General features: G+C 70.6%; 28 protein-coding genes (1 of these 28 only partly in view). 22 read left to right on the top strand and 6 right to left on the bottom strand.

Annotated features, from left to right (window positions below):
- Position 1 precedes the first annotated feature (1 nt).
- The 4 genes from ASH02_RS23960 to pdxR form a co-directional block, all read right to left on the bottom strand.
- Positions 2–598 (bottom strand): uridine kinase family protein, encoded by a 597-nt coding sequence (locus tag ASH02_RS23960; RefSeq protein WP_057295592.1) that lies wholly within the window; start codon positions 596–598, stop codon positions 2–4.
- The gene (locus ASH02_RS23955) at positions 598–1,812 is read right to left on the bottom strand and encodes an amino acid deaminase/aldolase (RefSeq protein WP_082621003.1); all 1,215 of its coding nucleotides are present in this window, start codon (positions 1,810–1,812) and stop codon (positions 598–600) included. Before ASH02_RS23955 ends, ASH02_RS23960 begins: the two co-directional genes overlap by 1 nt.
- Positions 1,812–2,258: a hypothetical protein gene (locus tag ASH02_RS23950; RefSeq protein WP_056686901.1), complete on the bottom strand. Its 447-nt coding sequence runs from the start codon at positions 2,256–2,258 to the stop codon at positions 1,812–1,814. The genes ASH02_RS23955 and ASH02_RS23950 overlap by 1 nt, the downstream gene beginning before the upstream one ends.
- A 78-nt stretch (positions 2,259–2,336) precedes the next feature.
- A complete protein-coding gene (gene pdxR, locus ASH02_RS23945; RefSeq protein WP_162262621.1) occupies positions 2,337–3,773 on the bottom strand; it encodes a MocR-like pyridoxine biosynthesis transcription factor PdxR in 1,437 nt (478 codons plus the stop codon).
- Between the two features lie 231 nt (positions 3,774–4,004).
- Between pdxR and ASH02_RS23940 the strand changes: the two genes are divergently transcribed.
- From ASH02_RS23940 to ASH02_RS23895, 10 genes are all read left to right on the top strand, one after another.
- Positions 4,005–5,234 (top strand): hypothetical protein, encoded by a 1,230-nt coding sequence (locus tag ASH02_RS23940; protein ID WP_057295590.1) that lies wholly within the window; start codon positions 4,005–4,007, stop codon positions 5,232–5,234.
- Positions 5,235–5,241: 7 nt separating this feature from the next.
- Positions 5,242–5,769 (top strand): SseB family protein, encoded by a 528-nt coding sequence (locus tag ASH02_RS23935; protein WP_056889691.1) that lies wholly within the window; start codon positions 5,242–5,244, stop codon positions 5,767–5,769.
- Positions 5,770–6,016: 247 nt separating this feature from the next.
- The gene (gene infC / locus ASH02_RS23930; protein ID WP_321163498.1) at positions 6,017–6,766 is read left to right on the top strand and encodes a translation initiation factor IF-3; all 750 of its coding nucleotides are present in this window, start codon (positions 6,017–6,019) and stop codon (positions 6,764–6,766) included.
- A gap of 47 nt (positions 6,767–6,813) precedes the next feature.
- Positions 6,814–7,008 (top strand): 50S ribosomal protein L35, encoded by a 195-nt coding sequence (rpmI, locus tag ASH02_RS23925; RefSeq protein WP_056686884.1) that lies wholly within the window; start codon positions 6,814–6,816, stop codon positions 7,006–7,008.
- Between the two features lie 80 nt (positions 7,009–7,088).
- Positions 7,089–7,481 (top strand): 50S ribosomal protein L20, encoded by a 393-nt coding sequence (gene rplT, locus ASH02_RS23920; protein WP_057295589.1) that lies wholly within the window; start codon positions 7,089–7,091, stop codon positions 7,479–7,481.
- 119 nt (positions 7,482–7,600) lie between these two features.
- Complete coding sequence (locus ASH02_RS23915) at positions 7,601–8,416, top strand: TrmH family RNA methyltransferase (RefSeq protein WP_057295588.1); 816 nt, start codon at positions 7,601–7,603, stop codon at positions 8,414–8,416.
- A gap of 61 nt (positions 8,417–8,477) precedes the next feature.
- The gene (locus tag ASH02_RS23910; protein ID WP_056686875.1) at positions 8,478–9,533 is read left to right on the top strand and encodes a sensor histidine kinase; all 1,056 of its coding nucleotides are present in this window, start codon (positions 8,478–8,480) and stop codon (positions 9,531–9,533) included.
- A 91-nt stretch (positions 9,534–9,624) separates the two neighbouring features.
- A complete protein-coding gene (gene pheS / locus ASH02_RS23905) occupies positions 9,625–10,722 on the top strand; it encodes a phenylalanine--tRNA ligase subunit alpha (protein WP_056686872.1) in 1,098 nt (365 codons plus the stop codon).
- Between the two features lie 4 nt (positions 10,723–10,726).
- Positions 10,727–13,207, top strand: coding sequence for a phenylalanine--tRNA ligase subunit beta (pheT, locus tag ASH02_RS23900; protein ID WP_057295587.1), 2,481 nt, complete (start codon positions 10,727–10,729; stop codon positions 13,205–13,207).
- Positions 13,208–13,329: 122 nt separating this feature from the next.
- The gene (locus ASH02_RS23895; RefSeq protein WP_057295586.1) at positions 13,330–13,854 is read left to right on the top strand and encodes a gamma carbonic anhydrase family protein; all 525 of its coding nucleotides are present in this window, start codon (positions 13,330–13,332) and stop codon (positions 13,852–13,854) included.
- 67 nt (positions 13,855–13,921) lie between these two features.
- Here the strand turns inward: ASH02_RS23895 and ASH02_RS23890 are convergent, their stop codons facing one another.
- Positions 13,922–14,416 (bottom strand): DinB family protein, encoded by a 495-nt coding sequence (locus tag ASH02_RS23890; protein WP_056686864.1) that lies wholly within the window; start codon positions 14,414–14,416, stop codon positions 13,922–13,924.
- A complete protein-coding gene (locus ASH02_RS23885) occupies positions 14,416–15,207 on the bottom strand; it encodes a maleylpyruvate isomerase family mycothiol-dependent enzyme (RefSeq protein WP_056686861.1) in 792 nt (263 codons plus the stop codon). Before ASH02_RS23885 ends, ASH02_RS23890 begins: the two co-directional genes overlap by 1 nt.
- 72 nt (positions 15,208–15,279) lie before the next feature.
- Between ASH02_RS23885 and argC the strand changes: the two genes are divergently transcribed.
- The 12 genes from argC to ASH02_RS23825 form a co-directional block, all read left to right on the top strand.
- Entirely contained in the window at positions 15,280–16,320 is a 1,041-nt protein-coding gene (gene argC, locus ASH02_RS23880) for an N-acetyl-gamma-glutamyl-phosphate reductase (RefSeq protein ID WP_056686858.1), read from the top strand.
- Positions 16,317–16,748 (top strand): ACT domain-containing protein, encoded by a 432-nt coding sequence (locus ASH02_RS23875; RefSeq protein WP_056686856.1) that lies wholly within the window; start codon positions 16,317–16,319, stop codon positions 16,746–16,748. Before argC ends, ASH02_RS23875 begins: the two co-directional genes overlap by 4 nt.
- Positions 16,745–17,896, top strand: a complete 1,152-nt coding sequence (argJ, locus tag ASH02_RS23870) for a bifunctional glutamate N-acetyltransferase/amino-acid acetyltransferase ArgJ (RefSeq protein WP_057295585.1) — start codon at positions 16,745–16,747, stop codon at positions 17,894–17,896. The genes ASH02_RS23875 and argJ overlap by 4 nt, the downstream gene beginning before the upstream one ends.
- Entirely contained in the window at positions 17,893–18,828 is a 936-nt protein-coding gene (gene argB / locus ASH02_RS23865; protein WP_056686850.1) for an acetylglutamate kinase, read from the top strand. Before argJ ends, argB begins: the two co-directional genes overlap by 4 nt.
- Entirely contained in the window at positions 18,828–20,006 is a 1,179-nt protein-coding gene (locus ASH02_RS23860; RefSeq protein ID WP_056686847.1) for an acetylornithine transaminase, read from the top strand. The genes argB and ASH02_RS23860 overlap by 1 nt, the downstream gene beginning before the upstream one ends.
- The gene (gene argF, locus ASH02_RS23855; protein ID WP_056686844.1) at positions 20,003–20,926 is read left to right on the top strand and encodes an ornithine carbamoyltransferase; all 924 of its coding nucleotides are present in this window, start codon (positions 20,003–20,005) and stop codon (positions 20,924–20,926) included. The genes ASH02_RS23860 and argF overlap by 4 nt, the downstream gene beginning before the upstream one ends.
- Positions 20,923–21,441 carry an arginine repressor gene (locus ASH02_RS23850; RefSeq protein ID WP_056686840.1) on the top strand — a complete coding sequence of 173 codons (519 nt, stop codon included), beginning with the start codon at positions 20,923–20,925 and terminating at the stop codon, positions 21,439–21,441. The genes argF and ASH02_RS23850 overlap by 4 nt, the downstream gene beginning before the upstream one ends.
- Before the next feature lie 102 nt (positions 21,442–21,543).
- The gene (gene argH / locus ASH02_RS23845; protein ID WP_057295584.1) at positions 21,544–22,974 is read left to right on the top strand and encodes an argininosuccinate lyase; all 1,431 of its coding nucleotides are present in this window, start codon (positions 21,544–21,546) and stop codon (positions 22,972–22,974) included.
- A gap of 16 nt (positions 22,975–22,990) precedes the next feature.
- Positions 22,991–23,590, top strand: a complete 600-nt coding sequence (locus ASH02_RS23840; protein WP_057295735.1) for a DNA-3-methyladenine glycosylase — start codon at positions 22,991–22,993, stop codon at positions 23,588–23,590.
- Between the two features lie 7 nt (positions 23,591–23,597).
- Positions 23,598–24,224, top strand: coding sequence for an FMN-binding negative transcriptional regulator (locus tag ASH02_RS23835; protein WP_057295583.1), 627 nt, complete (start codon positions 23,598–23,600; stop codon positions 24,222–24,224).
- A 97-nt stretch (positions 24,225–24,321) separates the two neighbouring features.
- The gene (tyrS, locus tag ASH02_RS23830) at positions 24,322–25,596 is read left to right on the top strand and encodes a tyrosine--tRNA ligase (protein ID WP_056889684.1); all 1,275 of its coding nucleotides are present in this window, start codon (positions 24,322–24,324) and stop codon (positions 25,594–25,596) included.
- 10 nt (positions 25,597–25,606) lie between these two features.
- On the top strand, positions 25,607–26,336 hold the 5' portion of the coding sequence (locus ASH02_RS23825) for an alpha-hydroxy acid oxidase (protein WP_056686828.1). The gene runs 341 nt beyond the window's last position; only the first 730 of its 1,071 coding nucleotides appear in the window; it begins with the start codon at positions 25,607–25,609; its stop codon lies off the right edge, out of view.

Below are 26,336 nucleotides of genomic sequence, written 5' to 3'. Positions count from 1 at the left end.
CTCACCCTATGGTTCTGGTTCCGTCGAACCGCAGGTCGGCAGTGCCGGGCAGCCCGTGTGCGGCGAAGAACCGCGCCTCGTCGGCCATGAAGCCGGCCCACAACGCCCGGTGCCCCGCCTCGTCCCACGGCTCGCCCTCCCGGGCATACAGGGCACGGTCGCGGGCGAGGCCTCGCTCGAGCCGCAGGTCGTCGGGCGCGGAGACCCAGACCAGCGTGCTGCGGTACGGCGCCAACGCCCGGTCGCCCGAGCCGACACCCTCCAGCACCAACAACGGCGACGGCGGCACGTCGTGTCGCTCCGCGAAGGCGCCCAGGACCCAGTCGTAGCGCCGGTAGTGACCCGTCTCGCCGGCGGCCAGCGGCACCACGACCTGGTCGTGCAGGCGCGCGCCGGTGTCGCCGTTCAGGCCGCTCCAGCCCTCGTACATGTCGTCCATGTGCAGCACGACGGCGCCGGGCACCGCCTCCGCGAGGGCGGTCGCCAACGTGGTCTTGCCGGAGCCGGCCGGGCCGTCGACGCAGACCAGGCGACCGCCGGCGAGCCGACCCGGTCGCGCCCGCGCGTGCTCGAGGACGGCCGCGACGACATCGGTCATCAGAAGGCGTTGCCGGTGCCCCGGTAGGTCGGCACGGAGTCGGTGATCGCGGACCCGGAGAGCAGGTGCACGGTGTCGGTGTGCTCGGACGGCTCGCCCGACTTGGCGTGCCGGAACCAGACCAGCTCGCCGATCTTCAGGCGCGAGGCGGGGTGCCCGGTCAAGGGGGTCTGCACCTCGCCGGCGCCTTCGAGCCCGGTCAGGTGCAGCCCGGGCGGCGCCCACGGGATCGGTGCACGGTCGGCGCCGATGGGTCCGGAGGCGATGAAGCCCCCGCCGGCCACGGTCACGACGTTCGCGGACGGTCGTCGTACGACGGGAACCGCGAAGAACGACGCCGGACGTGGCGTGAACGACTGGTAGTGGTCGAAGAGGCCGGGCACGAGCAGACCGGACCCGGCGGCCACCTCGGTGACGACCGGGTCGGAGGCGGAGGACTCCACCGATCCCGAGCCGCCGGCGTTCCAGAACTCCAGCGGCGCGATCTGGCGCAGCGCCGCGTTGATCTCGTGGCGACGCACCTTCAGCTGCTCGACCGAGGCCGACTTCAGCCGGCGCACGATCATCGACTTCGCGCGCTGCGACGGTACGTCGTCGGGCACACCGGCGACCTGTCCCTCGTAGGTCATCACGCCGACGAGCGTGAATCCGGGTCGGTCGGCGATCGCCCGGCCCAGCGCGGTCACGGCGGCCGTGTCGTAGAGCGGCGAGCGCTTGGGGCCGACGTGCTGGCCGCTGATCCTCAGTCCGGCGTCGACGTCGATCGCGATCCGGATCGCCACCGCCTTCGACGAGCGCACCGAGTCGATGATCTCGAGGTGGTCGACCGAGTCGACCATGAGCGTGATCGCCGAGGCTGCGGACGGTGAGCTGACCAGCCGCCCGAGGGCGTCGCGGTCGACGGTCGGGTAGCCCATCACGATGTCGTCGGCGATGCCGTTCTCGTGCAGCCACAGGGCCTCGCGCAGGGTGTAGCCGAGCACGCCGTGGAAGCCCGGCCGAGCCAGTGCCCGCTGCAGCAGTGCGGGCACCCGCAGGGACTTGGAGGCCACCCGGATCGGCGTGCCGGACGCCCGCCGGACCAGGTCGGCCGCGTTGGCGTCGAAGGCGTCGAGGTCGACCACCATGGCCGGTGTGCGCAGGTGCCCGGGAAGGTCGGCGACGGCCGCGTCGAGTCGCGCCCGCAGACGATGGCGGGCGATGCCGTCGTCCATCAGTTGATGCCGCGCTTCTTCAGGATCGCCTCGATGTCGGCCAGGTCGTCGTCGATCGCAGGCGCGCCCTTCTGCGACGAGGGCGGCAGTGCCTTGCGCTCCTTGCGCTTCGGCTTGACCTCCGGCGTTTCCTCGCCCGGACTCGACTCACCGCGAGCGGACAGCCAGCCGGAGACGCCGAACAGCACGACCGAGGTGCCGGCCAGCAGGATGCCCAGCCACACCAGGGGGCTGAACACGAAGCCGGTCGCCCAGTCGGCCACCGACGAGGTGATCTCGCCGAACATCTCGAGGGTGCCGGTGAAGTACGCCGCGGCCGGCAGCAGCGTCAGCGCGGCGCCGCGGGTGGCCGAGGCGGCGCCACGATTGCGTGCGGCGTACCAGGTCCACAGGCCGCCGCACACGGTCAGGGCCAGGGCGAGGGCCTGCCAGCTCACTTCGGACATGCCTCCAGCATTTCACATGTCCGGTGATCCGGCGTGGGTACGGTGCCGGGCGGGCGTCGTCGACTGCGTCGGCGGCCCTCAACCGCGGCATTCCTCGATCACCTCGAGCAACGCCAGCAGGCCTGGCCGCACACGCTCGGTGTCGATGCAGGAGAAGCCCACGCGCACGAACCCGGAGCCGGTCGCGGCGTCGGCGAAGTAGAGCTCGCCGGGGTCGATCAGGATGCCGCGCTCGCGTGCGGCAGTCACGACGTGATCGCTCGTCGCGCCGTCGGGAAGTCGCAGCCACAGCGCCGTACCGCCGGGAGGGAAGACCTGGTCCGGGAAGCGGGTGTGCAGCGTCCCGGTCGCGACCTCCCAACGGACGGCGAGCTCACGCCGGTAGGCGTGCAGCGACCTGGTGAACGAGCCGTCCCGCATGAAGAGGGCCAGTGCGCGTTGGGTGACACCGGGGACCTGGCGGTGGACGTAGCGGCGCCGCCAGGCCAGGGCCCTGATCAGCGACGGGTCCGCGACCACGAAGCCGACCCTGATGCCCGGGGCGAGGAGCTTCGACATCGAGCCGAGGTAGATCACCCGGTGCGGGTCGTGGGACGCGATCGCGGGCGTCGGTCGTCCGCGGTAGCAGAGCTCGCTGTCGTAGTCGTCCTCGATGACCAGGAAGTCGTCGTCGCGGGCCCGCCGGATCAGGTCGAGTCGGCGGTCGGGGGACAGCGTGACGTTGCTGGGGTGCTGGTGTGACGGCGTCGTGTAGCAGAGGGACGTCTCGCGGGTGAGGTCGTCGACCCGCAGGCCCTGGTCGTCGACGGGCACCGGCACCAGCTCGGCCCCGCGGGCCGCGAACACGTGGCGGGCGTCGACGTAGCCGGGATCCTCGACCACGACGTGGTCGCCGCGCCGGACCAGGGTGTCGGCCAGCAGGGCCAGGGCCTCCTGGGCGCCGAGGGTGATCAGCACGTTCTCGCGTTCGACGAAGATGCCGCGGCTCGGCAGCAACGACCGGCGCAGCTCGTCGATCAGGAGCATGTCGTCGATGAGGTTGTCGTCGAGCGAGGCGTGGCGGTGGTCGTCGCCCAACGACTTGCGCACGGCAGAGAGCCACTGGCGATCGGGGAAGAAGCGGGCGTCGTGCTGCCCGGTGATGAGGGGGTACGGGTAGGTCCACCACTCGGGAACCCGTTGCAGGTGGGGGATTCCCGGGGTGACCGGTTGCCGGATCCAGCGGGCCCAGTCGACGTCGCCGCCCGACTCGGTGGGTGCGTCGGCGACCGTCGCGTGGGTGTTCACGAAGACGCCGCTGCGCGGTGCGCTGCGCAGGTAGCCCCCGGCGATCAGCTCGTCGATCGCGGTCTGCACGGTCATGCGGGAGACGCCGAGCTGCTCGGCCAGCATGCGGCTCGAGGGAATCCGCTCTCCGGCCCGCCACGACCCGGTGAAGATCAGCTGCTCGACCATCGTGCGGACCCGCACGTGCAGCGGGAAGACCGACGGGACTCCGTCGAACACCTCGCTCACGAGAATCGTCGAGGCCGGCATGCCGATCTCCCATCTGGACTGGTCGGATTGCTGAAACTGGATCTTGTCCTAGTCCAGATATTGCCCGAGTGTAGGGCCAGTCATGCCCTTCAGGCCCCTGCGGACCCGGGCCACCACGTTCGATCCTGTTGTTCCGAAAGGCTCCGCCGGACATGTCCGAGACGCTGCACGTTGCCGGCCGCGTGACCCATGAGCAGTAGGCACGCGAGCATGGGGGGAGCCCTGGCGACCTTTGCGCCGGTCGTCAGCACCATCTCGTTCTACTTCGCCTTCCACACCCTGGTCATCACCGCCCTGCCGCTGACGGCGGACGACGCCGGCATCGCCTCCGTGGCGGTCACCGTCTACATGGGAGCCGGGCTGTTCTTCGACGCAGCCGCCGCGTCCGTCGCCACGCATCGCGGCCTGCGCTCGGTGGTGGCCGTCTCGGCCGCGCTCATGGTGGTGATCGCCGCCGCGATGCTGACCCTGGGCGACATCGGCTGGGCCCTCGTGCCGGTGGCACTGGTGCTGGCGGCGTGCTCGAGCCTGATCTACATCCCCGGCCTCGCCCACTACTCCCACCTGTTGGGCGCTCGACAGGCGAGGGGTCAACGGCTGTCCGTGCTGGTCCAGCGACTGGGCGCACTGGCGGCGTCCGTCGTGGTCGGCCTCTCACTCGCCCGCGGGGTGCCGTCGGCGCTGTGGTGGGCGGTCGGAGGCTGCGGCGCCCTACTCGCACTCGGTGCCACCCGGCTGCCCGCCGGCGTCGTGCGTGAGGCCGAGCCCCGAGTCCGCCTGCTCGCGGCCGCCCACGCTGCGTGGCGCGAGACCGCCGGCTCCCGGACGATGCTCTGGGGGTTGCTCCCCGCCATGGCGATGCCGCTGGTCTTCGTGCTCACCGGGTCGGTGCTCCCGGCGCTGGACGGCACGGACGCGGCGGCCGCCGGCCTCGGCCTGATCGCCCGGGAGCTCGTCGCGCTCGTCTGCGCTGCCCTGCTGGCGCGACGTGGACGGCTCCGCGCCAACGTGGAGTTCATGGTCGCGGTGGTTCTGTGCGCGGGCGGCGCACTGCTCGCGTTGACCGCGACCTCGCCCTGGCAGGTCGTCGCCGGTGTGGCCCTGACCGGCCCGGTGGTCTCCTCGGCGATCATCGTGTCCGCCTTGAACGTGCACGCGGCAGCGCGTCACTCCACGCGGCCGTGGGCGTGCTTCGGGGCGATGGGCATGTCGGCGCGGCTCAGCGGCCTCGCCTCTCCGCTCCTCCTCGGCGCCGCCGGGGTGTGGGGCGCCCCCTCCATCGGTGCGGTGTTCGTCATGCTCCTCGTGGGACTGGGCCTGGGCATGTGGCCGGGCCGGCAGGCCCTGCGCGACGAGAGGGACTCCCCACGCGGTGGGCCCACCCGGCCGGTCGACCACGCGGCTCGGTTGGGTCACCGATCACGATCCCGCCTATCCTGACGCCACCATGACGAACCCCAATCCCGATCGCTTCGAGGGCGCCCGCATCCTCGAGTCGTCCTTTCCCGACGACGACGGCGGGCAGTTCCCCGAGGTGGCCGAGGCCCTGTCGGCGTACGCCGCGGATCGGAGCAGGTACGCCGAGGCGTTGGCCGCCGTGCAGTCCTCGCGCCTGCTGGTGCCCGTGGTCGCGCTGCTCGGCGAGGTGGAGTACGACGACGAGGGCCTGGCCCACGACAAGTCCAGTGACATGGCGGCGGTGCTGATGCGGGGCGGCGACGGCCGGATGGCCCTGCTGGCCTTCACCGGCACGGAGCAGCTCACCGCCTGGAACGCCGAGGCCCGTCCGGTCGCCGTACCCACGATCGCCGCTGCCCAGTCTGCGCTCCAGGACGAGGCCGAGGCGCTGGTCATCGACGTCGCCGGGCCGGTGACGTTCGTGGTCGAGGGCGACGACCTGCGAGGACTCGCGGCGGGGTGGCAGCTGGTCGAGGTCGACGGCCGCTCGGCCTGGCTGCAGCCCGAGGCCGACTGAGTCGATTTGGGGGAGTGGGCGGAGGGCGCGTAGTCTGTCCCTCGACCGATCTGCATTGCCATGACCCCATGGCGGAGTGGATCAGACAAGCGGAGGTTTCGACTTCCCACCCGCATCGACCGCGAGGTCGTCGGGTCCGGTCCGCAGAACCAGGTCTGCGCGGCGTACGCCGTGGTGCAGGCATGGAGACGCGTGGTGCACCTGTGCATCTGGAGACTGGGCTTCCGCTTGGAATGAGCGGAAGCCCATTTTCGTTCCACAAGGGCGAATTCGTTCCATCCACAGATTTGCACCATCGTCCCCAGGAGGACCCATCAGCACAGAGCTGCGCATCAACGACCGGATCCGGGTTTCCGAGGTCCGGCTCGTTGGACCCAACGGCGAGACCGTCGGCATCGTGCCGACGGCTGACGCGCTGCGCCTTGCCCAGGAGGCTGACCTCGACCTCGTCGAGATCGCGCCGCAGGGCAAGCCGCCCGTCTGCAAGCTCATGGACTACGGGAAGTTCAAGTACGAGAACGCCCAGAAGGCCCGTGAAGCCCGACGCAACCAGACGAACGTGATCATCAAGGAGATGAAGCTTCGTCCCAAGATCGACGCGCACGACTACGAGACCAAGAAGGGTCACGTCGTCCGCTTCCTCAAGGCCGGTGACAAGGTCAAGATCACGATCATGTTCCGCGGTCGTGAGCAGCACCGCCCCGAGCTCGGCTTCCGGCTGCTCCAGCGCCTGGCCGAGGACGTCGAGGAGCTGGGCTTCGTCGAGAGCTCGCCCAAGCAGGACGGCCGCAACATGATCATGGTGCTCGGGCCGCACCGCAAGAAGGCCGACGCCAAGGTCGAGATGCAGGCGGAGAAGGAGTCCAAGGCCGCCGAGCGCGCCGCGGGCGAGGCCGAGGAGTCCTCGTTCCGCAAGGCATCCGCCGGCACCAAGCCCGTGGCCCAGAAGAAGGAGCGCAAGCGCTCCGAGAACCTCGATCCCGAGATCGAAGCCTGAGTCCAGGCCCCCCACGTTCACCAGATCCAGAGATAGAGAGCAGAGAGATGCCGAAGAACAAGACGCACTCCGGTGCCAAGAAGCGCTTCCGCGTGACCGGCACCGGCAAGATCCTTCGCGAGAAGGCCGGCAAGCGCCACAACCTCGAGAAGAAGCCGTCCAAGGTGACCCGCCGCATGACCGGCACCGTCGAGCTGGCCAAGGCTGACGTCAAGTCCGCCAAGAAGATGCTGGGTCTCTGAGACCAACTTCCTGCTGGTGACCTCGCCCCGATCGGCGGACACCGCACCCCCAAACTTTTCGAGCAACAAGGAGTAAGACAGTGGCACGCGTCAAGCGGGCGGTAAACGCCCACAAGAAGCGCCGGGTAGTTCTCGAGCGCGCATCCGGTTACCGGGGCCAGCGCTCGCGCCTGTACCGCAAGGCCAAGGAGCAGGTCACCCACTCGCTGGTCTACAGCTACCGTGACCGCAAGGCCAAGAAGGGCGAGTTCCGCAAGCTGTGGATCCAGCGCATCAACGCCGCTGCCCGCGTGAACGGCCTCACCTACAACCGCTTCATCCAGGGCCTGAAGGCCGCCGAGGTCGAGGTGGACCGCAAGATCCTCGCCGACCTGGCCGTCAACGACGCCCCGGCGTTCGCCGTCCTGGTCGAGCTGGCCAAGGCCAACCTCCCCGAGGACGTCAACGCGCCCCGCGAAGACGCGACTGCCTGATCTGTCTCACCGGTGGTTGAGGAAGGCGCGCCAGCGCCTGTCTCGAAACCCTTGGGTTGAGGAAGGCGCGCCAGCGCCTGTCTCGAAACCACACCGACAGACAGCAAGGACGATCTGACGTGGCGAGCTTCCGCGACAACCCCACCCCGCTGACCAGCGGGAACGCGAGGGTCAAGAACGCGCGGAAGCTCGCCCGTCGGTCATTTCGGGCCGAGCACCGGCTCTTCCTCGCCGACGGCCCCAAGGCCGTCGAGGGAGCGCTGGCCCTGAGCGGCTGCGCGGTCGAGGTGTTCGCCACTCCCGAGGCCACCGAGAAGTACGCCGACCTGCGGGTCGCCGCGAGCTCCGCAGAAGTCGACTGGACGCCCGTCGACGAGCGGGCCCTCGCCTCGCTCTCCGACGCGGTCAACCCGGCCGGTGTGATCGCGGTCTGCCGTTTCGTCGACCGACCCGCCGACCACGTGCTCGACGGCGGACCTCGCCTGGTCACGATCTGCGCCGACGTCCGCGATCCCGGCAACGCCGGCACGGTGATCCGCACGAGTGACGCCGCCGGCGCGGACGCCGTACTCCTGGCCGGCAACTCGGTCGACGCCCACAACCCGAAGACGGTGCGGGCCACGGTCGGCAGCCTCTTCCACGTCCCCCTCGCGGTCGTCGACGACCCCGCCGAGGCCGTACGCCGGGCACAGGCCGCCGGACTCGTCGTCCTGGCCGCCGACGGCGCCGGAGAGATCGACCTGTTCGAGGCCGACGAGCTCCTTGCCGGGCCCACCGCGTGGCTGTTCGGAAACGAGGCCTGGGGACTTCCCGAAGAGCTGGCCGCGCTCGCCGACCACCGAGTGCGCATCCCGATCACGGGCCGGGCCGAGAGCCTCAACCTCTCCACCGCCGCCGCGGTCTGCCTCTACGCGTCCGCCCGCGCGCAACGCTGAGCCCGCACCACCCACCACGCAACGTCGCACGCGACCGCGTCCCGGGCGCTAACCTCGCCCTGTGGACCAGACCGCCCGCGAGACCCTCGACCAGCTGCCCGACGGCGTGGTCGTCGCAGGGGACGACGAGGTCGTGGAGCTGGCCAACGCCGAGGCGGTCCGCATGCTCGGTGCGACGTCAGCAGATGATCTGGTCGGTCAGAAGCTGAAGGACGCCCTCGTCCTCCAGGACCAGTCCGGTGAGACCTGGTGCGACCGCAACCAGCCGTACCTCGGTCTCGCCACCCGCACCGGCGTGCCCGAGCAGCCGTGGGTGCTGCCCAACGGCACCGAGGTGCTGGTCAACGCGCGCATCCTGCGCCCGAGCCTCACCGAGCCGATCGAGCGGGTCGTGGTGAGCCTGCGGTCGGGACGCGGACGCGCCCGGCTCGACCGGGAGCGTTCCGACCTGGTCGCCACCGTGGCCCACGAGATCCGTTCTCCACTCACCGGGGTGAAGGGCTTCGTGCAGGCCCTCCTGAACAGGTGGGACAAGCTCAACGACGACCAGAAGAAGCTGATGCTCACCACGGTCAACGCCGACTCCGACCGGCTGAGCCGCCTGATCGCGGAGCTGCTCGACGTGGCCCGCATCGACACCGGTCGGCTCTCCCTGTTCCCGAGGCCCGCCGACCTCGAGGTGCTCGTCCAACGCGTCGTCGACTCGGTGCGCGCCGGCACCTCCCGGCCGGTCGAGCTCGCCGTCGGGCCCGGCCTTCCCGAGGCCCACGTCGACCCCGACAAGTTCACCCAGGTGATCACCAACCTGATCGAGAACGGCATCCGGCACGGCGACGGCGTGGTCTCGGTGACCCTGTCCGCGATCGCCGAGGAAGCCGACTTCGACGGCGTACTCCTGACCGTGGACGACGAGGGCAGCGGCATCCCCGAAGAGATGCGGCGCCGCGTGTTCACCAAGTTCTGGAAGCACGGCGAGCGCGGTGGCTCCGGGCTCGGCATGTACATCGTGAACGGGCTCGTCCGGGCCCACGGCGGTGTGCTCACCATCGGGGATTCACCCGCCGGGGGAGCCCGGATCGCGACCGCGTGGCCCGAGGACGACAGGCGCCAGCTCTGACGCTGGGTGAGACCAGGCCAAACCCGGTCGCGGCGCCCGCGGCGTACTTCCTAGACTGGCCCTGGCACATCCCCCTTCCCGGAAGGCAGTCATGTCGGGACCGAACACCGATTACGACCCCGTCGAGGTCACGCCGTTGCGTGCCGACGAGGTCGAAGCCCAGCGCGACGCCGCGCTCGCCGCGATCGCCGCGGCCGCGGACCTCGAGGCACTCAAGCAGGTGCGCCTCGAGCACGCCGGTGACCGGTCCCCGCTGGCCCTGGCCAACCGAGAGATCGGCGCCCTGCCGCCCCAGGCTCGCAAGGAGGCCGGCGCCCGCGTCGGCAAGGCCCGCGGCGAGGTCAACAAGGCCCTCGGCCAGCGCCTCGCCGTGCTCGAGGCCGAGCACGAGGAGCGCATGCTCGTCGAGGAGACCGTCGACGTCACCCTGCCGACCGACCGCGCCCTGACCGGCGCCCGGCACCCGATCACGATGATGTCCGAGCGCATCGCCGACGTGTTCGTCGCGATGGGCTGGGAGGTCGCCGAGGGTCCGCAGGTCGAGGCAGAGTGGCTCAACTTCGACGCGCTCAACATGGGCGCCGACCACCCGGCCCGCACCATGCAGGACACCTTCTGGCTCGAGCCCGCCGAGGCCGCACTGGTGCTCCGCACGCACACGTCGCCGGTGCAGGCCCGCACCATGCTGACCCGCGAGCCCCCGATCTACGTGGTGTGCCCCGGCCGGGTCTACCGCACCGACGAGATCGACGCGACGCACTCGCCGGTCTTCCACCAGGTCGAGGGCCTGGTCATCGACGAGGGCATCACCATGGCCCACCTCAAGGGCTCGCTCGACCACTTCGCCACCGCCATGTTCGGCGAGGGCATCACGACCCGGTTCCGGCCGTCGTACTTCCCGTTCACCGAGCCGTCGGCCGAGGTCGACCTGGTCTGCTTCGTCTGCCGTGGCGTGAACTCCGACGAGTGCCGCACGTGTCGCGGTGAAGGCTGGATCGAGTGGGGCGGCTGCGGTGTCGTGAACCCACGCGTGCTCATCGCCTGTGGCGTCGATCCGGAGAAGTACACCGGCTTCGCCTTCGGCATGGGCATCGACCGCACCCTGATGTTCCGTCACGGCGTCGAGGACCTCCGCGACGTGTTCGAGGGCGACATCCGCTTCGCCCAGCCCTTCGGAATCGAGATCTGAACCCATGAAGGCCCCTGTTTCCTGGATCCGCGAGTACGTCGACCTGCCCGACGCGGTCACGTCCGGCGAGCTCGCCGCCACGCTGACCATGCTCGGCCTCAAGCTCGAAGCACTGGTGACGCCTGCCGACGCCATCACCGGACCCCTCGTGGTCGGCCGGGTGCTGACCATCGAGAAGGAGCCGCAGAAGAACGGCAAGGTGATCAACTGGTGCACCGTCGACGTGGCCGACGCCAACGGCACGGGTGAGCCGCAGGGCATCATCTGCGGAGCCCACAACTTCGTCGAGGGCGACCTGGTGGTCGTCTGCCTGCCCGGCGCCGTGCTGCCCGGCAACTTCGAGATCTCCGCGCGCAAGACCTACGGCCACATCTCCGCGGGCATGATCTGCTCCTCCCGCGAGCTAGGCCTCGGAGAAGACCACGACGGCATCATCGTGCTGCCCGCCGAGGCAGGCAGGCCCGGCGACGACGCGTTCGAGGTCCTCGCGATGAACGACTCGATCATCGAGTTCGAGATCAACCCCGACCGGGCCTACGCCCTGTCGCTGCGCGGCATCGCGCGTGAGACCGGCATCGGGTTCGACGTCCCGTTCCGCGACCCGGCCGACCGGGACGTCCCCGCAGCCAACGGCGACGGGTACCCGGTCGTCGTCGACGACGTCGCCGGCTGCCCGGTCTTCGTGGCCCGCAGCGTCACCGGCTTCGACCCGGCCGCGCCGACCCCCGACTGGATGGTCACGCGACTCACTGCGGCCGGCATGCGCCCGATCTCCCTGGGCGTCGACATCACCAACTACGTGATGCTCGAGCTCGGCCAGCCGATCCACGGCTACGACCGGTCGAAGCTGTCCGGCGCGATCCGGGTGCGCCGTGCCACCGAGGGCGAGAAGCTCACCACGCTCGACGGCCAGAAGCGCAAGCTCAGCGCCGAAGACCTGCTGATCACCGACGACTCCGGGCCGATCGGCATCGCAGGCACCATGGGCGGCGAGACCACCGAACTGTCCGGGAGCACCACCGACGTGGTGATCGAGGCCGCCCACTTCGACGCGGTGTCCATCTTCCGCACCGAGCGTCGGCACAAGCTGCCCTCCGAGGCCTCCAAGCGCTTCGAGCGTGGGGTCGACCCCGAGCTGCCGGCCGCAGCCGCCGACCGTGTGGTGGAGCTGATGGTCGAGCTCGGCGGCGCCACCGCCGACCCCGGTGTGACGGTCGTGGGCGAGGCACCTGCTCGTCGTACCGTCACGGCCGCCACCGACCTCTCCGCGCGGGTCACCGGCATGGAGATCAGCGCGGAGACCGCCGTGGCCAACCTCGAGAAGGTGGGGTGCCAGGTCGTCGGCGACGGCGACACGCTCACCGCGACGGTGCCGCCGTGGCGCCCCGACATGAGCGACCCGTTCGACCTGGTCGAGGAGGTCGCCCGCATCGTCGGCTACGACAAGGTGCCCTCGGTGCTGCCCCCGGCACCCTCGGGCCGCGGGCTCCCCGTCGCCCAGAAGCTGCGCCGACGCGTGGGCCTCGTGCTCGCCGGCGCCGGCTGGACCGAGTCGATCAGCTACCCGTTCGTCGGCGACTCCGACTGGGCCAACCTGGGCCTGCCCGACGACGACGAGCGGCGCCGCACGATCCGCATGGCCAACCCGCTCAACGCCGAGGAGCCCCAGCTCGCGACGACGCTGCTGCCGGGCGTGCTCCGGTCGCTCGGCCTCAACGTGGCCCGCGGCAACGCCGACACCTCCCTGTTCGAGACCGGACTCGTGTTCCTGCCCACGGGGGAGGAGGCCGCGCCGATCCTCGGTGTCGACCGCCGCCCGACCGACGAGGAGTGGGCCGCGATCGAGAAGGCCGTCCCGCACCAGCCCCAGCACCTCGCGCTCGCACTGACCGGACAGCGCGAGCGCTCCGGCTGGTGGGGCGAGGGGCGTCAGGGCTCGTGGTCCGACGCGATCGGCGCCGTCCGCGACGCCGCGGGTGCGCTGGGTGTCGAGGTCGAGGTGACCGCCGCGGCGCTCGCTCCGTGGCACCCCGGCCGCTGTGCCGAGATCCGCGTCGGCGAGACCGTGCTCGGCCACGCCGGCGAGCTGCACCCCAAGGTCTGCAAGGCGTACGGCGTCCCGGCGCGGTCCGCTGCGGCCGAGATCGACCTCGACGCGCTGCTGCGCCTGGCCCAGGTCGTCACGCCCAGCCCGCACTTCGCGTCGTACCCGGTCGCCAAGGAGGACGTCGCCCTCGTGGTCGACGCGTCCGTGCCGTCCGCCGACGTCGAGGCGGTGCTGCGTGAGGGTGCCGGCGAGCTCCTGGAGTCGGTGCGCCTCTTCGACGTGTTCACCGGCGAGCAGGTCGGCGAGGGCAAGAAGTCGCTGGCCTTTGCGTTGCGTTTCCGGGCGCCCGACCGCACCCTCAAGGAGGGTGAGTCCGGTGCCGCCCGCGACGCCGCCGTGGCCCTGGCCGCCGAACGCCTCGGAGCCGTCCAGCGCTGACGTCACGAACCGCGTGCTCTTGATGCGCGAACCGTGGATTCTTGATGGCCGAACCGTGGATTCTTGACGTGTGCCCCGGCCCTGACCGTGCCGCGCGACGCGGCCAGCCTTAGGGTCGGCGCATGCCATTGTTCGAGTTCGAGGGCAAGCGCCCGGAGGTCCATCCCGAGGCGTTCGTCGCGCCGACCGCCACCTTGATCGGTGACGTGGTCATCGAGAAGGGCGCCAGCGTCTGGTACGGCGCGGTGCTGCGCGCCGACGACTGCCGCATCATCGTGCGCGAGGGTGCCAACATCCAGGACAACTCGGTCGTGCACGGCACTCCCGACTCGGTCGTCGAGATCGGTGCGGGCGCGACCGTGGCGCACAGCTGCATCGTGCACAGCGCCACCCTCGGCGAGAAGGCGTTGCTGGGCAACGGCTCGACGATGCTCGACGGCACCTCACTCGGCGCCGGATCCCTGGTGGCCGCGGGGTCGTTGCTGACGCCGGGCACCGCGATCCCCGAGGGCGTACTGGCGGCGGGATCACCGGCACAGGTCAAGAAGCCGATCGCCGGCACCTCGGCGGAGTTCTGGGTCGAGGCGAACCCGCCGTACTACGCCGAGCTGGCCCAACGGCACCGCACCGGCATCTCCGGGGCCTGACCCACGAGCCTGCAGTTGTTGCGCCTCGAACCTGCATGCCTCGACGCAAGGACTGCAGGTTCGAGCATCAAGAACTGCCGGCTGGTGCGGCCTCGATCTGCTCGCGCAGGATGTCGGCATGACCTGCGTGCCGGGCCACCTCCCGGATCATGTGCAGGTAGATCCAGCGCAGGCTCACCGCCCCGAAGTGGTCGTGCTCGATCGTGAAGTCGAGGTCCAGCGGATCGGCGATCTCGCGACCCCGCCGGGCCGCCGCGCGCAGCTCGGCGACCGCCGACTCCACCGTGTCGTCGGCGGTGACCGCGAAGCTGGCGTCGTCGCCGTACCCGTAGCCGTCCCACTCCGACTCCGGCAGCGCCGCGACCCGACGCTGGAACCAGCTGCGCTCGGCGCAGGCAACGTGCTTCAACAACGCCAGGGGTGTGGTCAGTGATGGGACCAGCCGGCGTCGCGCATCATCCTCGGACAGCCCCTCCACGCACTCGATCAGCGACTGCCGGTTGATCTCGAGCATGTTGACCAACATGGCCCGCTCGGGACCAACCGTCACCATCTCGAGCATCAGTTGATCGGGTGGTTGACGCAGCTGCGGAAAAGGTCGTACGTCGACCGCTCGCCGGCCACCGTGATGGCCGAGTCGTCGGCGCGCCTCCACAACCAGGCATCGAGGTCGGCCGCCTTCCCTGCCACCACGACGTCGGGCTCGACCCCGGGATCGGCGACCACGTTGATGTCGTCCTCGTCGTGGCTGGTGCCCTCCGGGTCGGTGCCGGTGAACCGGCCCAGCTGCACCCACACGTGGTGGTCGGTGTCGATCGAGTCGACCCGCACGTGGTGATCGCCCCCGGTGAACGTGCCCCACGGGGGAGTGCCGCCGAACATGACGTCGAGGACCTCCTGCACGCCGTCGGCGGCCAGCCGCGCGTCGAGGTCGCTCGGCAGCCCGGCCGCCTGCTCGGCGTCAACCCGGTGGATCAGCGCCTCGTGTGCCTGGCGGCGGAACGTGAACGCGACAGTCTGCTCGGTCGACCAGGTCCAGGCGGGGTGCGCCGGGTCGGCCGCCTCGAGGGCGGTGACCAGCGCGGCCGACCGCTTGTCGAAGAGCGCGAGCAGGTCGTCGTACGACGCGGGCCGCTCGGGCTCGGTGTAGTCGTCGGGGGAGGCCGGTCGGTTCTCGATGATCCACGCCCAGAAGTCCTGGACACCGGTGAGGTGCCAGAGCAGGTCGGCGGCGTCCCAGTCGGGGCACGCAGGAACACGTGCGGTGGGGTCGGCGTCGGCGAGCACCGCTGCGAAGCGCGCCGAATCCGTGCGAAGGTGGTCGAGGTAGGCGTCGTACGAAAGTCGCGTCATGGCGCACACGCTAGGGGTCCGCGGCCAGACCCGAAACCCAATATGCGATGTCATGCATACATGTGTATAGTCATGCACATGTCCGACAAGATCTCCGTCGCAGTAGCCGGGGCCAGCGGGTATGCGGGCGGCGAAGTCCTCCGCCTGCTGCTGGCCCATCCCAACGTCGAGATCGGGGCGCTCACCGGCGGCTCCAACGCGGGGGAGTCCTTCGGCCGTCTCCAGCCGCACCTCGTGCCGCTCGCCGGGCGCACCCTCGAGCCCACCACCCCCGAGGTGCTGGCCGGCCACGACGTGGTCTTCCTCGGCCTGCCGCACGGCGCCTCCGCCGAGGTGGCCAACGCGTTGGGTGACGACGTCGTCGTCATCGACTGCGGGGCCGACTTCCGGCTGACCGACGCAAGCGTGTGGGAGAAGTTCTACGGCGGCACGCACGCCGGGGCCTGGCCCTACGGCATCCCCGAGCTCGCCCAGCAGCGCGAGGAGCTGCGCGGAGCCCGCCGCATCGCGGTGCCCGGCTGCTACCCGACGGTCTCGACGCTGACCATTGCCCCCGCGGTCAGCGCCGGCGTGATCCAGAACGACATCGTCGTGGTCGCCGCCAGCGGCACCACCGGCGCCGGCAAGGCCGCCAAGACGCACCTGCTCGGCAGCGAGGTGATGGGCAACGCCAGTGCGTACGGCGTCGGCGGGGTCCACCGCCACACGCCCGAGATCATCCAGAACCTCAACCTGCTCACCGAGTCCGAGGTGAAGGTCAGCTTCACCCCGATGCTGGTGCCGATGCCGCGCGGCATCCTGGCCACCGTCTCGGCGCCCCTCTCCGGTGACCTCACCGCGGAGCAGGCCTACGCCCTCTACACCGAGGCGTACGCCGACGAGCCGTTCGTGCACGTGCTGCCCGAGGGCATGTGGCCCCAGACCAAGTCGGTGATCGGCTCCAACATGGTGCACGTGCAGGTGACCGTCGACGAGGCGGCCGGCCGGCTCATCGCCGTCGGTGCGGTCGACAACCTCGCCAAGGGCACGGCCGGCGCCGCCGTACAGTGCATGAACCTCGCGCTCGGACTCGAGGAAACCACCGGACTCCCCACGATCGGACTCGCCCCATGACCGACGCACGGACCTTCAACCTCCAGCAGTTCCCCGAGAAGCTGGCCGTAGTCCGGCTGGCACCGGGCGCCGAGATCCCAGACTGGGCCGAGGCCTCCTCGTTGCTCTCGATCACCGCGACGGCCACCGAGACCTCGTTGGTCTGCGCCACGCGCAGTGTCCCGACCAAGGTGCAGAGCCAGAAGCCGTTCACCGCGTTCGCCGTCCAGGGCCCGCTCGACTTCGAGCTGTACGGCGTCCTGGTCGAGCTGCTGCAGCCGTTGGCCGAGGCCGAGATCAGCGTCTTCACGATCTCCACGTTCGACACCGACTGGATCCTGGTGCCGCAGAGCTTGGTCGACGACGCGACCGAGGCATGGCGACGACGAGGGCACACCGTTGCCGCCGCCGTCCCCGTCACCCCTCCGCGAAAGAGCAAGAAGAAATGACCGTCACCGCACCCCAGGGATTCATTGCCGCAGGCGTCGCCGCCGGGCTCAAGTCCACCGGCGCCAAGGACCTCGCCCTCGTCGTCAACCAGGGCCCCACCTACGACTCCGCCTCCGTCTTCACCGCCAACCGCTGCAAGGCCAACCCGATCCTGTGGAGCCAGGAGGTCGTCAAGGACGGCGTCGTGCGCGCCGTCGTGCTGAACTCGGGCGGCGCCAACTGCTACACCGGCACCGAAGGCTTCCAGACCACCCACGCGGTCGCCGAGCAAGTGGCCGGCAAGCTGGGCATCGGCGCGATCGACGTCGTGGTCTGCTCGACCGGCCTGATCGGTCTCGCCAACCCGCGCCAGAACCTCCTCGACGGTGTCGACGCGGCCCATGCCGCACTCTCCGTCGACGGGGGCGTCGACGCGGCCGAGGCGATCATGACCACCGACAGCGTGAGCAAGAAGGTCGTCATCGAGGGCGCCGGTTGGAAGATCGGCGGCATGGCCAAGGGCGCGGGCATGCTGGCACCGCAGCTGGCCACCATGCTCGTGGTGCTCACCACCGACGCCGTCGTCCCCGCCGCGGACCTCGACCAGGCACTGCGCGCCGCGACCCGGGTCAGCTTCGACCGGCTCGACTCCGACGGCTGCATGAGCACCAACGACACCGTCACGGTGATGGCCAGCGGAGCCTCCGGCATCACGCCGACCCTCGCTGACTTCACCGACGCGCTCACCCAGGCCTGCACCGACCTCGCCATGCAACTGCTCAAGGACGCCGAGGGCGCCGACCACGAGATCGCGATCACCGTGCTCAACGCGGCTTCCGAGGACGACGCCGTCGAGGCGGGCCGCTCGGTGGCGCGCAGCAACCTGTTCAAGGCCGCGGTCTTCGGCAACGACCCCAACTGGGGACGCGTGCTGGCCAGCCTCGGCACCACGCAGGCCGCCTTCGACCCGGCCGACCTCGACGTCGCGATGAACGGCGTGTGGGTCTGCCGCAAGAGCACCCCTGCCGAGGACCCCGCCGGCGTCGACCTCACCGGTCGCGACGTCACCGTCACCATCGACCTCAAGTCAGGCAACGAGCGGGCCACGGTCTGGACCAACGACCTGACCCACGCCTACGTCCACGAGAACAGCGCGTACTCCTCATGACAGACACCGAACAGAGTCCCGAGACCGCCAAGGCCGCAACGCTGGCCGGGGCCCTGCCCTGGCTGAAGGCCTACAACGGCAAGATCGTCGTCATCAAGTACGGCGGCAACGCGATGACCGACGACACCTTGAAGAAGGCGTTCGCAGAAGACATCGCGTTCCTCCGGTTCGCCGGCTTCAAGCCGGTCGTGGTGCACGGCGGCGGCCCCCAGATCTCCAAGATGCTCGACCGCCTCGGCATCGAGTCCGAGTTCCGCGGTGGCCTGCGGGTCACCACGCCCGAGGCCATGGACGTCGTACGCATGGTGCTCGTCGGGCAGGTCCAGCGCGAGCTGGTCGGGCTGGTCAACCAGCACGGTCCGATCGCGGTCGGCCTCTCCGGTGAGGACGCCGGCCTGTTCACCGCCGAGCCCACCAACACCATCGTCGACGGCGAAGAGGTCGATCTCGGCCTGGTCGGTGAGGTGGCGAGGGTGCGCCCCGAGTCCGTGCTCGACCTGGTCGAGGCCGGCCGGGTGCCGGTGATCTCCAGCGTGGCACCCGACGAGGCCGGACTGGTGCACAACGTCAACGCGGACACCGCCGCCGCGGCGCTCGCCGCGGCCCTGGGTGCCGAGAAGCTGCTCGTGCTCACCGACGTCGAGGGCCTCTACCGCGACTGGCCGAACAGCTCCGACGTGATCGGCCAGATCAGTCCCGAGGGCCTCGAGACCCTGATGCCCTCGCTGGCCAGCGGCATGGTGCCGAAGATGCAGGCCTGCCTCCAGGCCGTGCGTGACGGCGTGAAGCGGGCGACGGTCGTCGACGGCCGCGAGCCGCACGCCGTACTCCTCGAGCTCTTCACCGACGAGGGCATCGGCACCCAGGTGCTGCCCGGCGTCGACACCGTGATCCGGCAGGCGAAGAACCCTCCCGTCGTGAAGGAGTCCTGATGACCGCGACCTGGACCGAGCGGTACGCCGACTCGGTGATGAACACTTTCGGCCCGCCGAAGCTGGTGCTCACCCGCGGGCAGGGCGCCCACGTGTGGGACGCCGACGGCAAGGAGTACGTCGACCTGCTCGGCGGCATCGCGGTGAACGCGCTCGGCCACGGCCACCCGGCCCTCGTCGAGGCGGTCACCAACCAGCTGCAGACGCTCGGCCACATCTCCAACTTCTTCGCCAGTGGCCCCCAGATCGAGCTTGCCGAGAAGCTGCTCGAGCTCGTCGGCGAGCCCGGCCGGGTGTTCTTCTCCAACTCGGGCACCGAGGCCAACGAGGCGGCGTTCAAGCTGACCCGCCGCACCGGCCGCACCCACGTCGTGGCCGCCGAGAACGCCTTCCACGGCCGCACCATGGGTGCGCTCGCGCTGACTGCGAAGGCTGCGTACCGCGAGCCCTTCGAGCCGCTCCCGGGCGACGTCACGTTCGTTCCCTACGGCGACTCCGATGCGCTGGCCGCCGCGGTCACCGACCGGACCGCCGCGGTGATCCTGGAGCCCATGCAGGGGGAGGCCGGCGTCAACGTGGCCCCCGAGGGCTACCTCGCCGACGCCCGCCGCATCACCAGCGAGCACGGCGCCCTGCTCTGGTTCGACGAGATCCAGACCGGCATCGCCCGCACCGGCGCCTGGTTCGCGTACGCCGACTCCGGTGTCACGCCCGACATCATCACGCTGGCCAAGGGACTGGGTGGCGGCATCCCGATCGGCGCCACCCTCGGACTCGGCAAGGCCGCGTCGCTGCTCGAGCCGGGCAACCACGGCACCACGTTCGGCGGCAACCCGGTCGCGACCGCGGCCGCACTGGCCGTGCTCCACACCATCGAGGCCGAGGACCTCCTCGCCCGGGTCACCGACCTGGGCAAGCGACTGTCCGAGGGCCTGGCCGCCGACCCGCGCGTGACGGAGGTGCGTGGCGCGGGCCTGCTGATCGGCCTCACGCTGACCACGGAGTCCTCCGCCGAGGTGACCGCCAAGGCACTCGAGCAGGGGTTCATCATCAACAACCCGACGCCTGACCGGATCCGCCTCGCCCCTCCGCTGGTGCTCACAGATGCGGACGTCGACTCGTTCCTCGCAGCCTGGCCCGGGATTCTCGACGCGGCCGGAGTCGGAGTCGTGCCATGACCCGCCACCTGCTGCGCGACGACGACCTGACGCCGGCCGAGCAGGCCGAGGTGCTGGCCCTCGCGGTCGAGCTCAAGGCGGCGCCCTACGACCACAAGCCGCTGGCCGGTCCGCGCACGGTCGCGATGATCTTCGACAAGCCGACCCTGCGCACCCAGACGTCGTTCTCCGCCGGCATCGCCGAGCTCGGCGGCAACGCGATGGTGATCAACGGAGACCTCGCCCAGATCGGGGTCCGCGAGTCGGTCGAGGACGTCGCCCGCGTGCTGGCCGGGCAGGTCGCGCAGGTCGTGTGGCGCACCAACGACCACGCACGGCTCGAGACGATGGCCGCGTGGGCCGGCATCCCGGTGATCAACGCGCTCAGCGACGACTTCCACCCCTGCCAGCTGCTGGCCGACCTGCTCACCGTGATCGAGCGCAAGGGGCCGCTGGCCGGGCTGCGTGCGACGTTCGTCGGCGACGGGGCCTGCAACATGGGCAACTCGTGGTTGATCGCCGGCGCCACGGCGGGCATGCACGTGGTGGTCAGCTCGCCGGAGGGCTACGAGCCCAGCGAGTCGATCGTCGGCCACGCGGCCAAGATCGCCGCCGAGACCGGGGGATCGGTCGGCCTCGAGCGCGACCCGGTCGCCGCGGTCGCCGGAGCCGACATCGTCATCACCGACACGTGGGTCTCGATGGGCAAGGAGGCCGAGTCGGCCGACCGCCTGGCCGCGCTCGCGCCGTACTCCCTGACCAGTGCGCTCCTGGCCCACGCCAAGTCCGACGCGATCGCCATGCACTGCCTGCCGGCGTACCGCGGCAAGGAGATCGAGGCCGAGCTGATCGACGGCCCCGACAGCGTCGTGTGGCAGGAGGCGGAGAACCGTCGACACGCCCAGAAGGCCGTGATGATGTGGTTGGAGGCCCGACGATGAACGAGCAGGCGCTCACTCCGTTGACCAAGAACGCGCGCCAGCAGCTGATCATCGAGCTGCTCGCGCACCAGGAGGTCAAGTCCCAGGTCGAGCTGGCCGAGTTCCTCGCGGCCCGCGGCGTCAACGCGACCCAGGCGACGCTGTCGCGCGACCTCGTCGAGCTCGACGCGGTCAAGGTCCGCGCTCGCGACGGTGGCCTGGTCTATGCCGTGCCCGCCGAGGGTGGCGACCGCACTCCGACCAGCCCGCGCGACAGCTCGGCGGCCAACGCCCGACTGGCCCGCCTGTGCGCCGAGCTCCTGGTCAGTGCCGAGGCGAGCGCCAACCTGGTCGTCCTCCGCACCCCACCGGGGGCCGCGCAGTTCCTCGCCTCCGCGTTCGACAAGGCCGAGATCGGCGACGTGCTCGGCACCATCGCCGGCGACGACACCGTGCTGGTCATCGGCCGCACCCCCACGGGGGGCGATGCGCTGGCGCAACGCTTCCTGGGCTTCGCCAACAGCCGTACGGCGTGACCGCCGCCCACCTCCACAGACACTGCGTGCACATCCGCCGCCCACCCCGACAGACACTGCGTGCACATCCGCCGCCCACCCCGACCGACACCGAGGACTCCCGTGACCCAGGACAGCACCACCAACACCGGCAAGCTCTGGGGCGGACGCTTCGGGAGCGGTCCGAGCCCCGAGCTCGACGCCCTGTCCCGCTCCACCCACTTCGACTGGCGCCTGACGCCCTATGACCTGGCCGGGTCGCGCGCCCACGCCAACGTGCTGCACGCCGCCGGGTTCCTCACCGACGCCGACCACGCCGAGCTCCTGCGCGGACTCGACACCCTGGGGGAGAAGTACGCCGTCGGCGACCTCGCCCCCGACCCCGGCGACGAGGACGTGCACGGCGCCCTCGAGCGGCTCCTGCTCGAAGAGGTCGGGCCGGACGTCGGCGGACGACTGCGCGCCGGACGCTCCCGCAACGACCAGATCGCCACCCTGTTCAAGGTGTTCCTCCGCGACCACGCGAAGGTGATCGCTGGTCAGGTGCTCGACCTGGTCGACGCGCTGCAGGCCCAGGCCGACGCCCACCTGGGCGCGATCATGCCCGGCCGCACGCACCTCCAGCACGCCCAGCCGGTGCTGCTCAGCCACCACCTGCTGGCCCACGCCTGGCCGCTGCTGCGCGACGTCGAGCGGATCCGCGACTGGGACGCCCGGGTCGCCGCCGACTCGCCGTACGGCTCGGGGGCACTGGCCGGCCAGAGCCTGGGCCTCGACCCCGAACGCGTGGCCGCGGAGCTGGGCTTCAGCGGTTCCACCGCCAACTCGATCGACGGCACGGCGGCCCGCGACTTCGTGGCCGAGTTCGCCTTCGTCACCGCGATGATCGGGGTCGACGTCAGCCGCCTGGCCGAGGAGGTCATCCTCTGGTCGACGCGCGAGTTCGAGTTCGTCAAGCTCCACGACTCGTGGTCGACCGGGTCGAGCATCATGCCGCAGAAGAAGAACCCCGACATCGCCGAGCTGGCGCGCGGCAAGGCCGGTCGCCTGATCGGCAACGTGGGCGGGCTCCTGGCCACGCTGAAGGCGCTGCCCCTGGCCTACAACCGCGACCTGCAGGAGGACAAGGAGCCTGTCTTCGACTCCGTCGACACCCTCGAGGTGCTGCTGCCGGCCTTCACCGGCATGGTCGCCACGCTCACCTTCAACACCGAGCGGATGGCCGAGCTGGCCCCGCAGGGCTTCTCGCTGGCCACCGACATCGCCGAGTGGCTGGTGCGGGAGGGCGTTGCGTTCCGCATCGCCCACGAGGTCGCAGGGGCCTGCGTGCGCCGCTGCGAGGAGCTCGGCATCGAGCTGCACGAGCTCAGCGACGAGCAGTTCGCCGAGATCCACCCGAACCTCACTCCCGCGGTCCGCGACGTGCTGACCGCCGGGGGATCCGTGGCCTCGCGCAACGGCCGCGGCGGCACCGCACCCGACCGGGTGCGCGAGCAGCTGACCGAGCTCGGTGCGGCCGCGGCGGCGCACCGCGGCCGGCTCGGCGAGTCCTGAGGGGCAGCGCGGGAACGTGTCCCGACCGACCGGTCTCGACGTACTCGCGGGGGCACCGCTCGAGGTGGCCCCGTTGCTGCTCGGCGCCGTGGTCTCGCACGGCGACGTCGCGGTGCGGCTCACCGAGGTCGAGGCGTACGACGGCGCGAACGACCCGGGCTCCCACGCTCACCGCGGCCCGACGCGTCGCAACGGGGTGATGTTCGGCCCACCCGGTCACCTCTACTGCTACTTCACCTACGGCATGCACGTGTGCGCCAACGTCGTGTGTCGTGAGGAGGGCACCGCCGGTGCCGTGCTGTTGCGGGCCGGCGAGGTGGTCAGTGGTGTCGAGGTGGCGAGGTCGCGTCGTCCGAGGAGCAGCGACCGCGACCTGGCCCGGGGACCGGCCCGCCTGTGCACGGCGCTCGGCATCGGCCTCGACGACGACGGCAACGACCTGGCCACCGGCCCGATCACGCTGGCCCTGTCAGCAGCGGCGCCGACCTCGGCGATCAGCACCGGTCCTCGGGTGGGACTGCGGCTCGCCCCCGACTGGCCCTGGCGCTTCTGGTTGACCGACGATCCGACCGTCTCTGCCTACCGCCCCGCCAAGCCCCGCGCACGAAAGGCATGATCGAGCCATGCTGATCCATCCTTGGGACTCCGTCGACGACTGGCACCGACTCGTGCCCGGCAACGACTTCGGCCAGCTCGTCACCGCCGGCCATGTCGACGGTTGGCCCGTCATCGTGCCGACCCACTTCATCGTCGAGGGCGACGAGGTCCTGCTCCACCTCGCCCGGCCGAACCCGGTCTGGCGGGCGTTGGAGTCCGACGACCGTGTGGTCCTCTCGTTGATCGGCGACTGGACCTACGTCGACGCCGCGATGAACTCCGACCCGGGCGACGATCCCGCGCTCGGCGTACCGACGTCCTACTACTCGGCTCTCCAGCTGCACGGGCACGCGACGGTGATCGACGACCCCGAGGCGAAGGCCGACATCCTCGCCCGACAGCTGGCGCACTTCGAGCCGCCGGGCTCGACGCGGGTCACGCCCAGCCCGACGATCGAGTCCGACCGCCGGCAGCTGCCCGGAATCCGCGGGCTCCGAATCCGGATCGACCACGTCCGGGCCAAGCAGAAGTACGGCGGCAACAAGCCGGCCGCCCAACGACAGGGCATCGCCGACGCGCTGGCGCAGCGCGACGGGCCCGGCGACCGTGCGGCCGTGGCACACCTGCGCGCAGGCTCCACCTCCGATGAGTGAGCAGGGACCGACGAGTGAAACCGGCTACCTCACGACACCGGTGATGGGGCAGGCTTGGCCCCGGACCACTCCTCGACTTCCTGCGGAAGGAACCACGTTGCCCACCGACCCGAACCTCCTCGATGACCTCGAGTGGCGCGGACTGATCGCCCACTCGACGGACCCGGACGCGCTGCGTGAAGCGCTCTCCGCGGGGAGCGTGAAGTTCTACGTGGGCTTCGACCCGACCGCGCCGAGCCTCCACATGGGCAACCTGGTGCAGATCATCACTGCCAAGCGACTCCAGGACGCCGGCCACACGCCGTACGCCCTGGTCGGTGGCGCGACCGGCATGATCGGTGACCCGCGCGACTCGGGGGAGCGCACACTCAACTCGGCCGACACCGTCAAGGAGTGGGTCGAGCGGGTACGCCGCCAGATCGAGCCGTTCCTCGCCTTCGACGGTGAGAACGCAGCGACGATGGTGAACAACCACGACTGGACCGAGTCGATGTCGGTGATCGACTTCCTGCGCGACATCGGCAAGCACTTCCCGGTGAACCGGATGCTGGCCCGTGAGACGGTGAAGCGGCGCCTCGAGTCGGGCATCAGCTACACCGAGTTCAGCTACATCCTGTTGCAGTCGATGGACTTCCTGACCCTTCACCGCCAGCACGGCGTCACCCTCCAGTTCGGCGGGTCCGACCAGTGGGGCAACCTCACCGGCGGCGTCGAGCTGATCCGCCGCTCCGACGGGGCCACCGCCCACGCCTTCGCGACGCCGTTGATCACCAAGGCCGACGGCACGAAATACGGCAAGACCGAGGGTGGGGCCCTATGGCTCGACCCGGCGATGATGTCGCCCTACGCCTTCCACCAGTTCTGGCTCAACGTCGAGGACGAGAAGGTCGGCGAGCTGCTGCGCATCTTCACCTTCCTCAGCCGCCAGGAGATCGAGGACCTCGAGGCGCAGACGGCCGAGAAGCCGTTCCTGCGCGCCGGTCAGAAGGCCCTCGCCGACGCAGTCACCACCCTGGTGCACGGTGCGGAGGAGACCGAGCACGCCAAGGCGGCGGCCCAGGCGCTGTTCGGGCGCGGCGACCTGACGACACTGAGCCCTTCCACGCTGGGCGCGGCGTTGCGCGAGGCAGGGGCCGGTTCCTTCTCGAGGGCAGACGGTGTCCCTGACGTCGTGGCGTTGATGGTCACCTCGGGGCTGGCCAAGAGCAACGGGGACGCGCGCCGCACGATCGGCGAGGGTGGTGCCTACCTCAACAACGTGCGCATCGAGGACCCCGACTACGTCCCTGTGGAGTCCGACTTCATCGGGGGCTCGTGGCTGGTCCTGCGACGGGGCAAGAAGACCATGGTCGGCGTCGAGGCGCGGGACTGAGGCCCGGCTGATGGAGACCGGAGTGGACGCGCGCTGGCTGGACGGACTCGAGGAGACGGCACGGCAGGCGCTGCCCGCTCCGGTCTTCCGCTATTTCCAGCAAGGGGCGGGGGAGGGCCTGACTGCCTCGGAGGCCCGGGAGGCCTGGCGGTCGATCCGGTTCGTCCCACGGGTGCTGCGCGACGTCCGCGAGGTCGACCTGACGACCTCGGTGCTCGGCGCTGACCTCGCAGTGCCGTACGCCGTCGCACCGACAACCCTGCAACGCGCGGCGCATCCCGACGGTGAGCTGGCGATGGCACGCGCCGCCGCCGAGGCCGGCTCCCTGATGGTCGTGTCGAGCAACGCCGGTACACCGTTCGACGACATCGGCGCGACCGGGGTGCGTTGGTGGCTGCAGGCGTACGTGCCCGAGGACCGTGCGCTCGCGGAGCCGCTGCTGACCCGCGCGGTCTCCGCCGGTGCCTCCGCGGTCGTGCTCACCCTGGACACCCCGGTGGTCGGCACGAAGTACGACGACGGACCCACGGTCTGGTACGAGCTCGATCCCTCCCTGCTCCGGGTGAACTTCTCCGACGGACAGGATGAAGCGGCCGCCGCGGCCAAGGCCCGCAATCTCGGCACCGACGACATCGCCCACGTACGTGAGCTGACCGGGCTGCCGGTGGTGGTCAAGGGCGTGCTGCACCCCGACGACGCGGTGGCGTGCGTGGAGGCGGGAGCGGCCGCGGTCTGGGTCT

This window comes from Nocardioides sp. Soil796, from assembly GCF_001429525.1.
Lineage (GTDB): Bacteria > Actinomycetota > Actinomycetes > Propionibacteriales > Nocardioidaceae > Nocardioides.
This window is presented reverse-complemented; position numbering and strand designations above follow the sequence as displayed.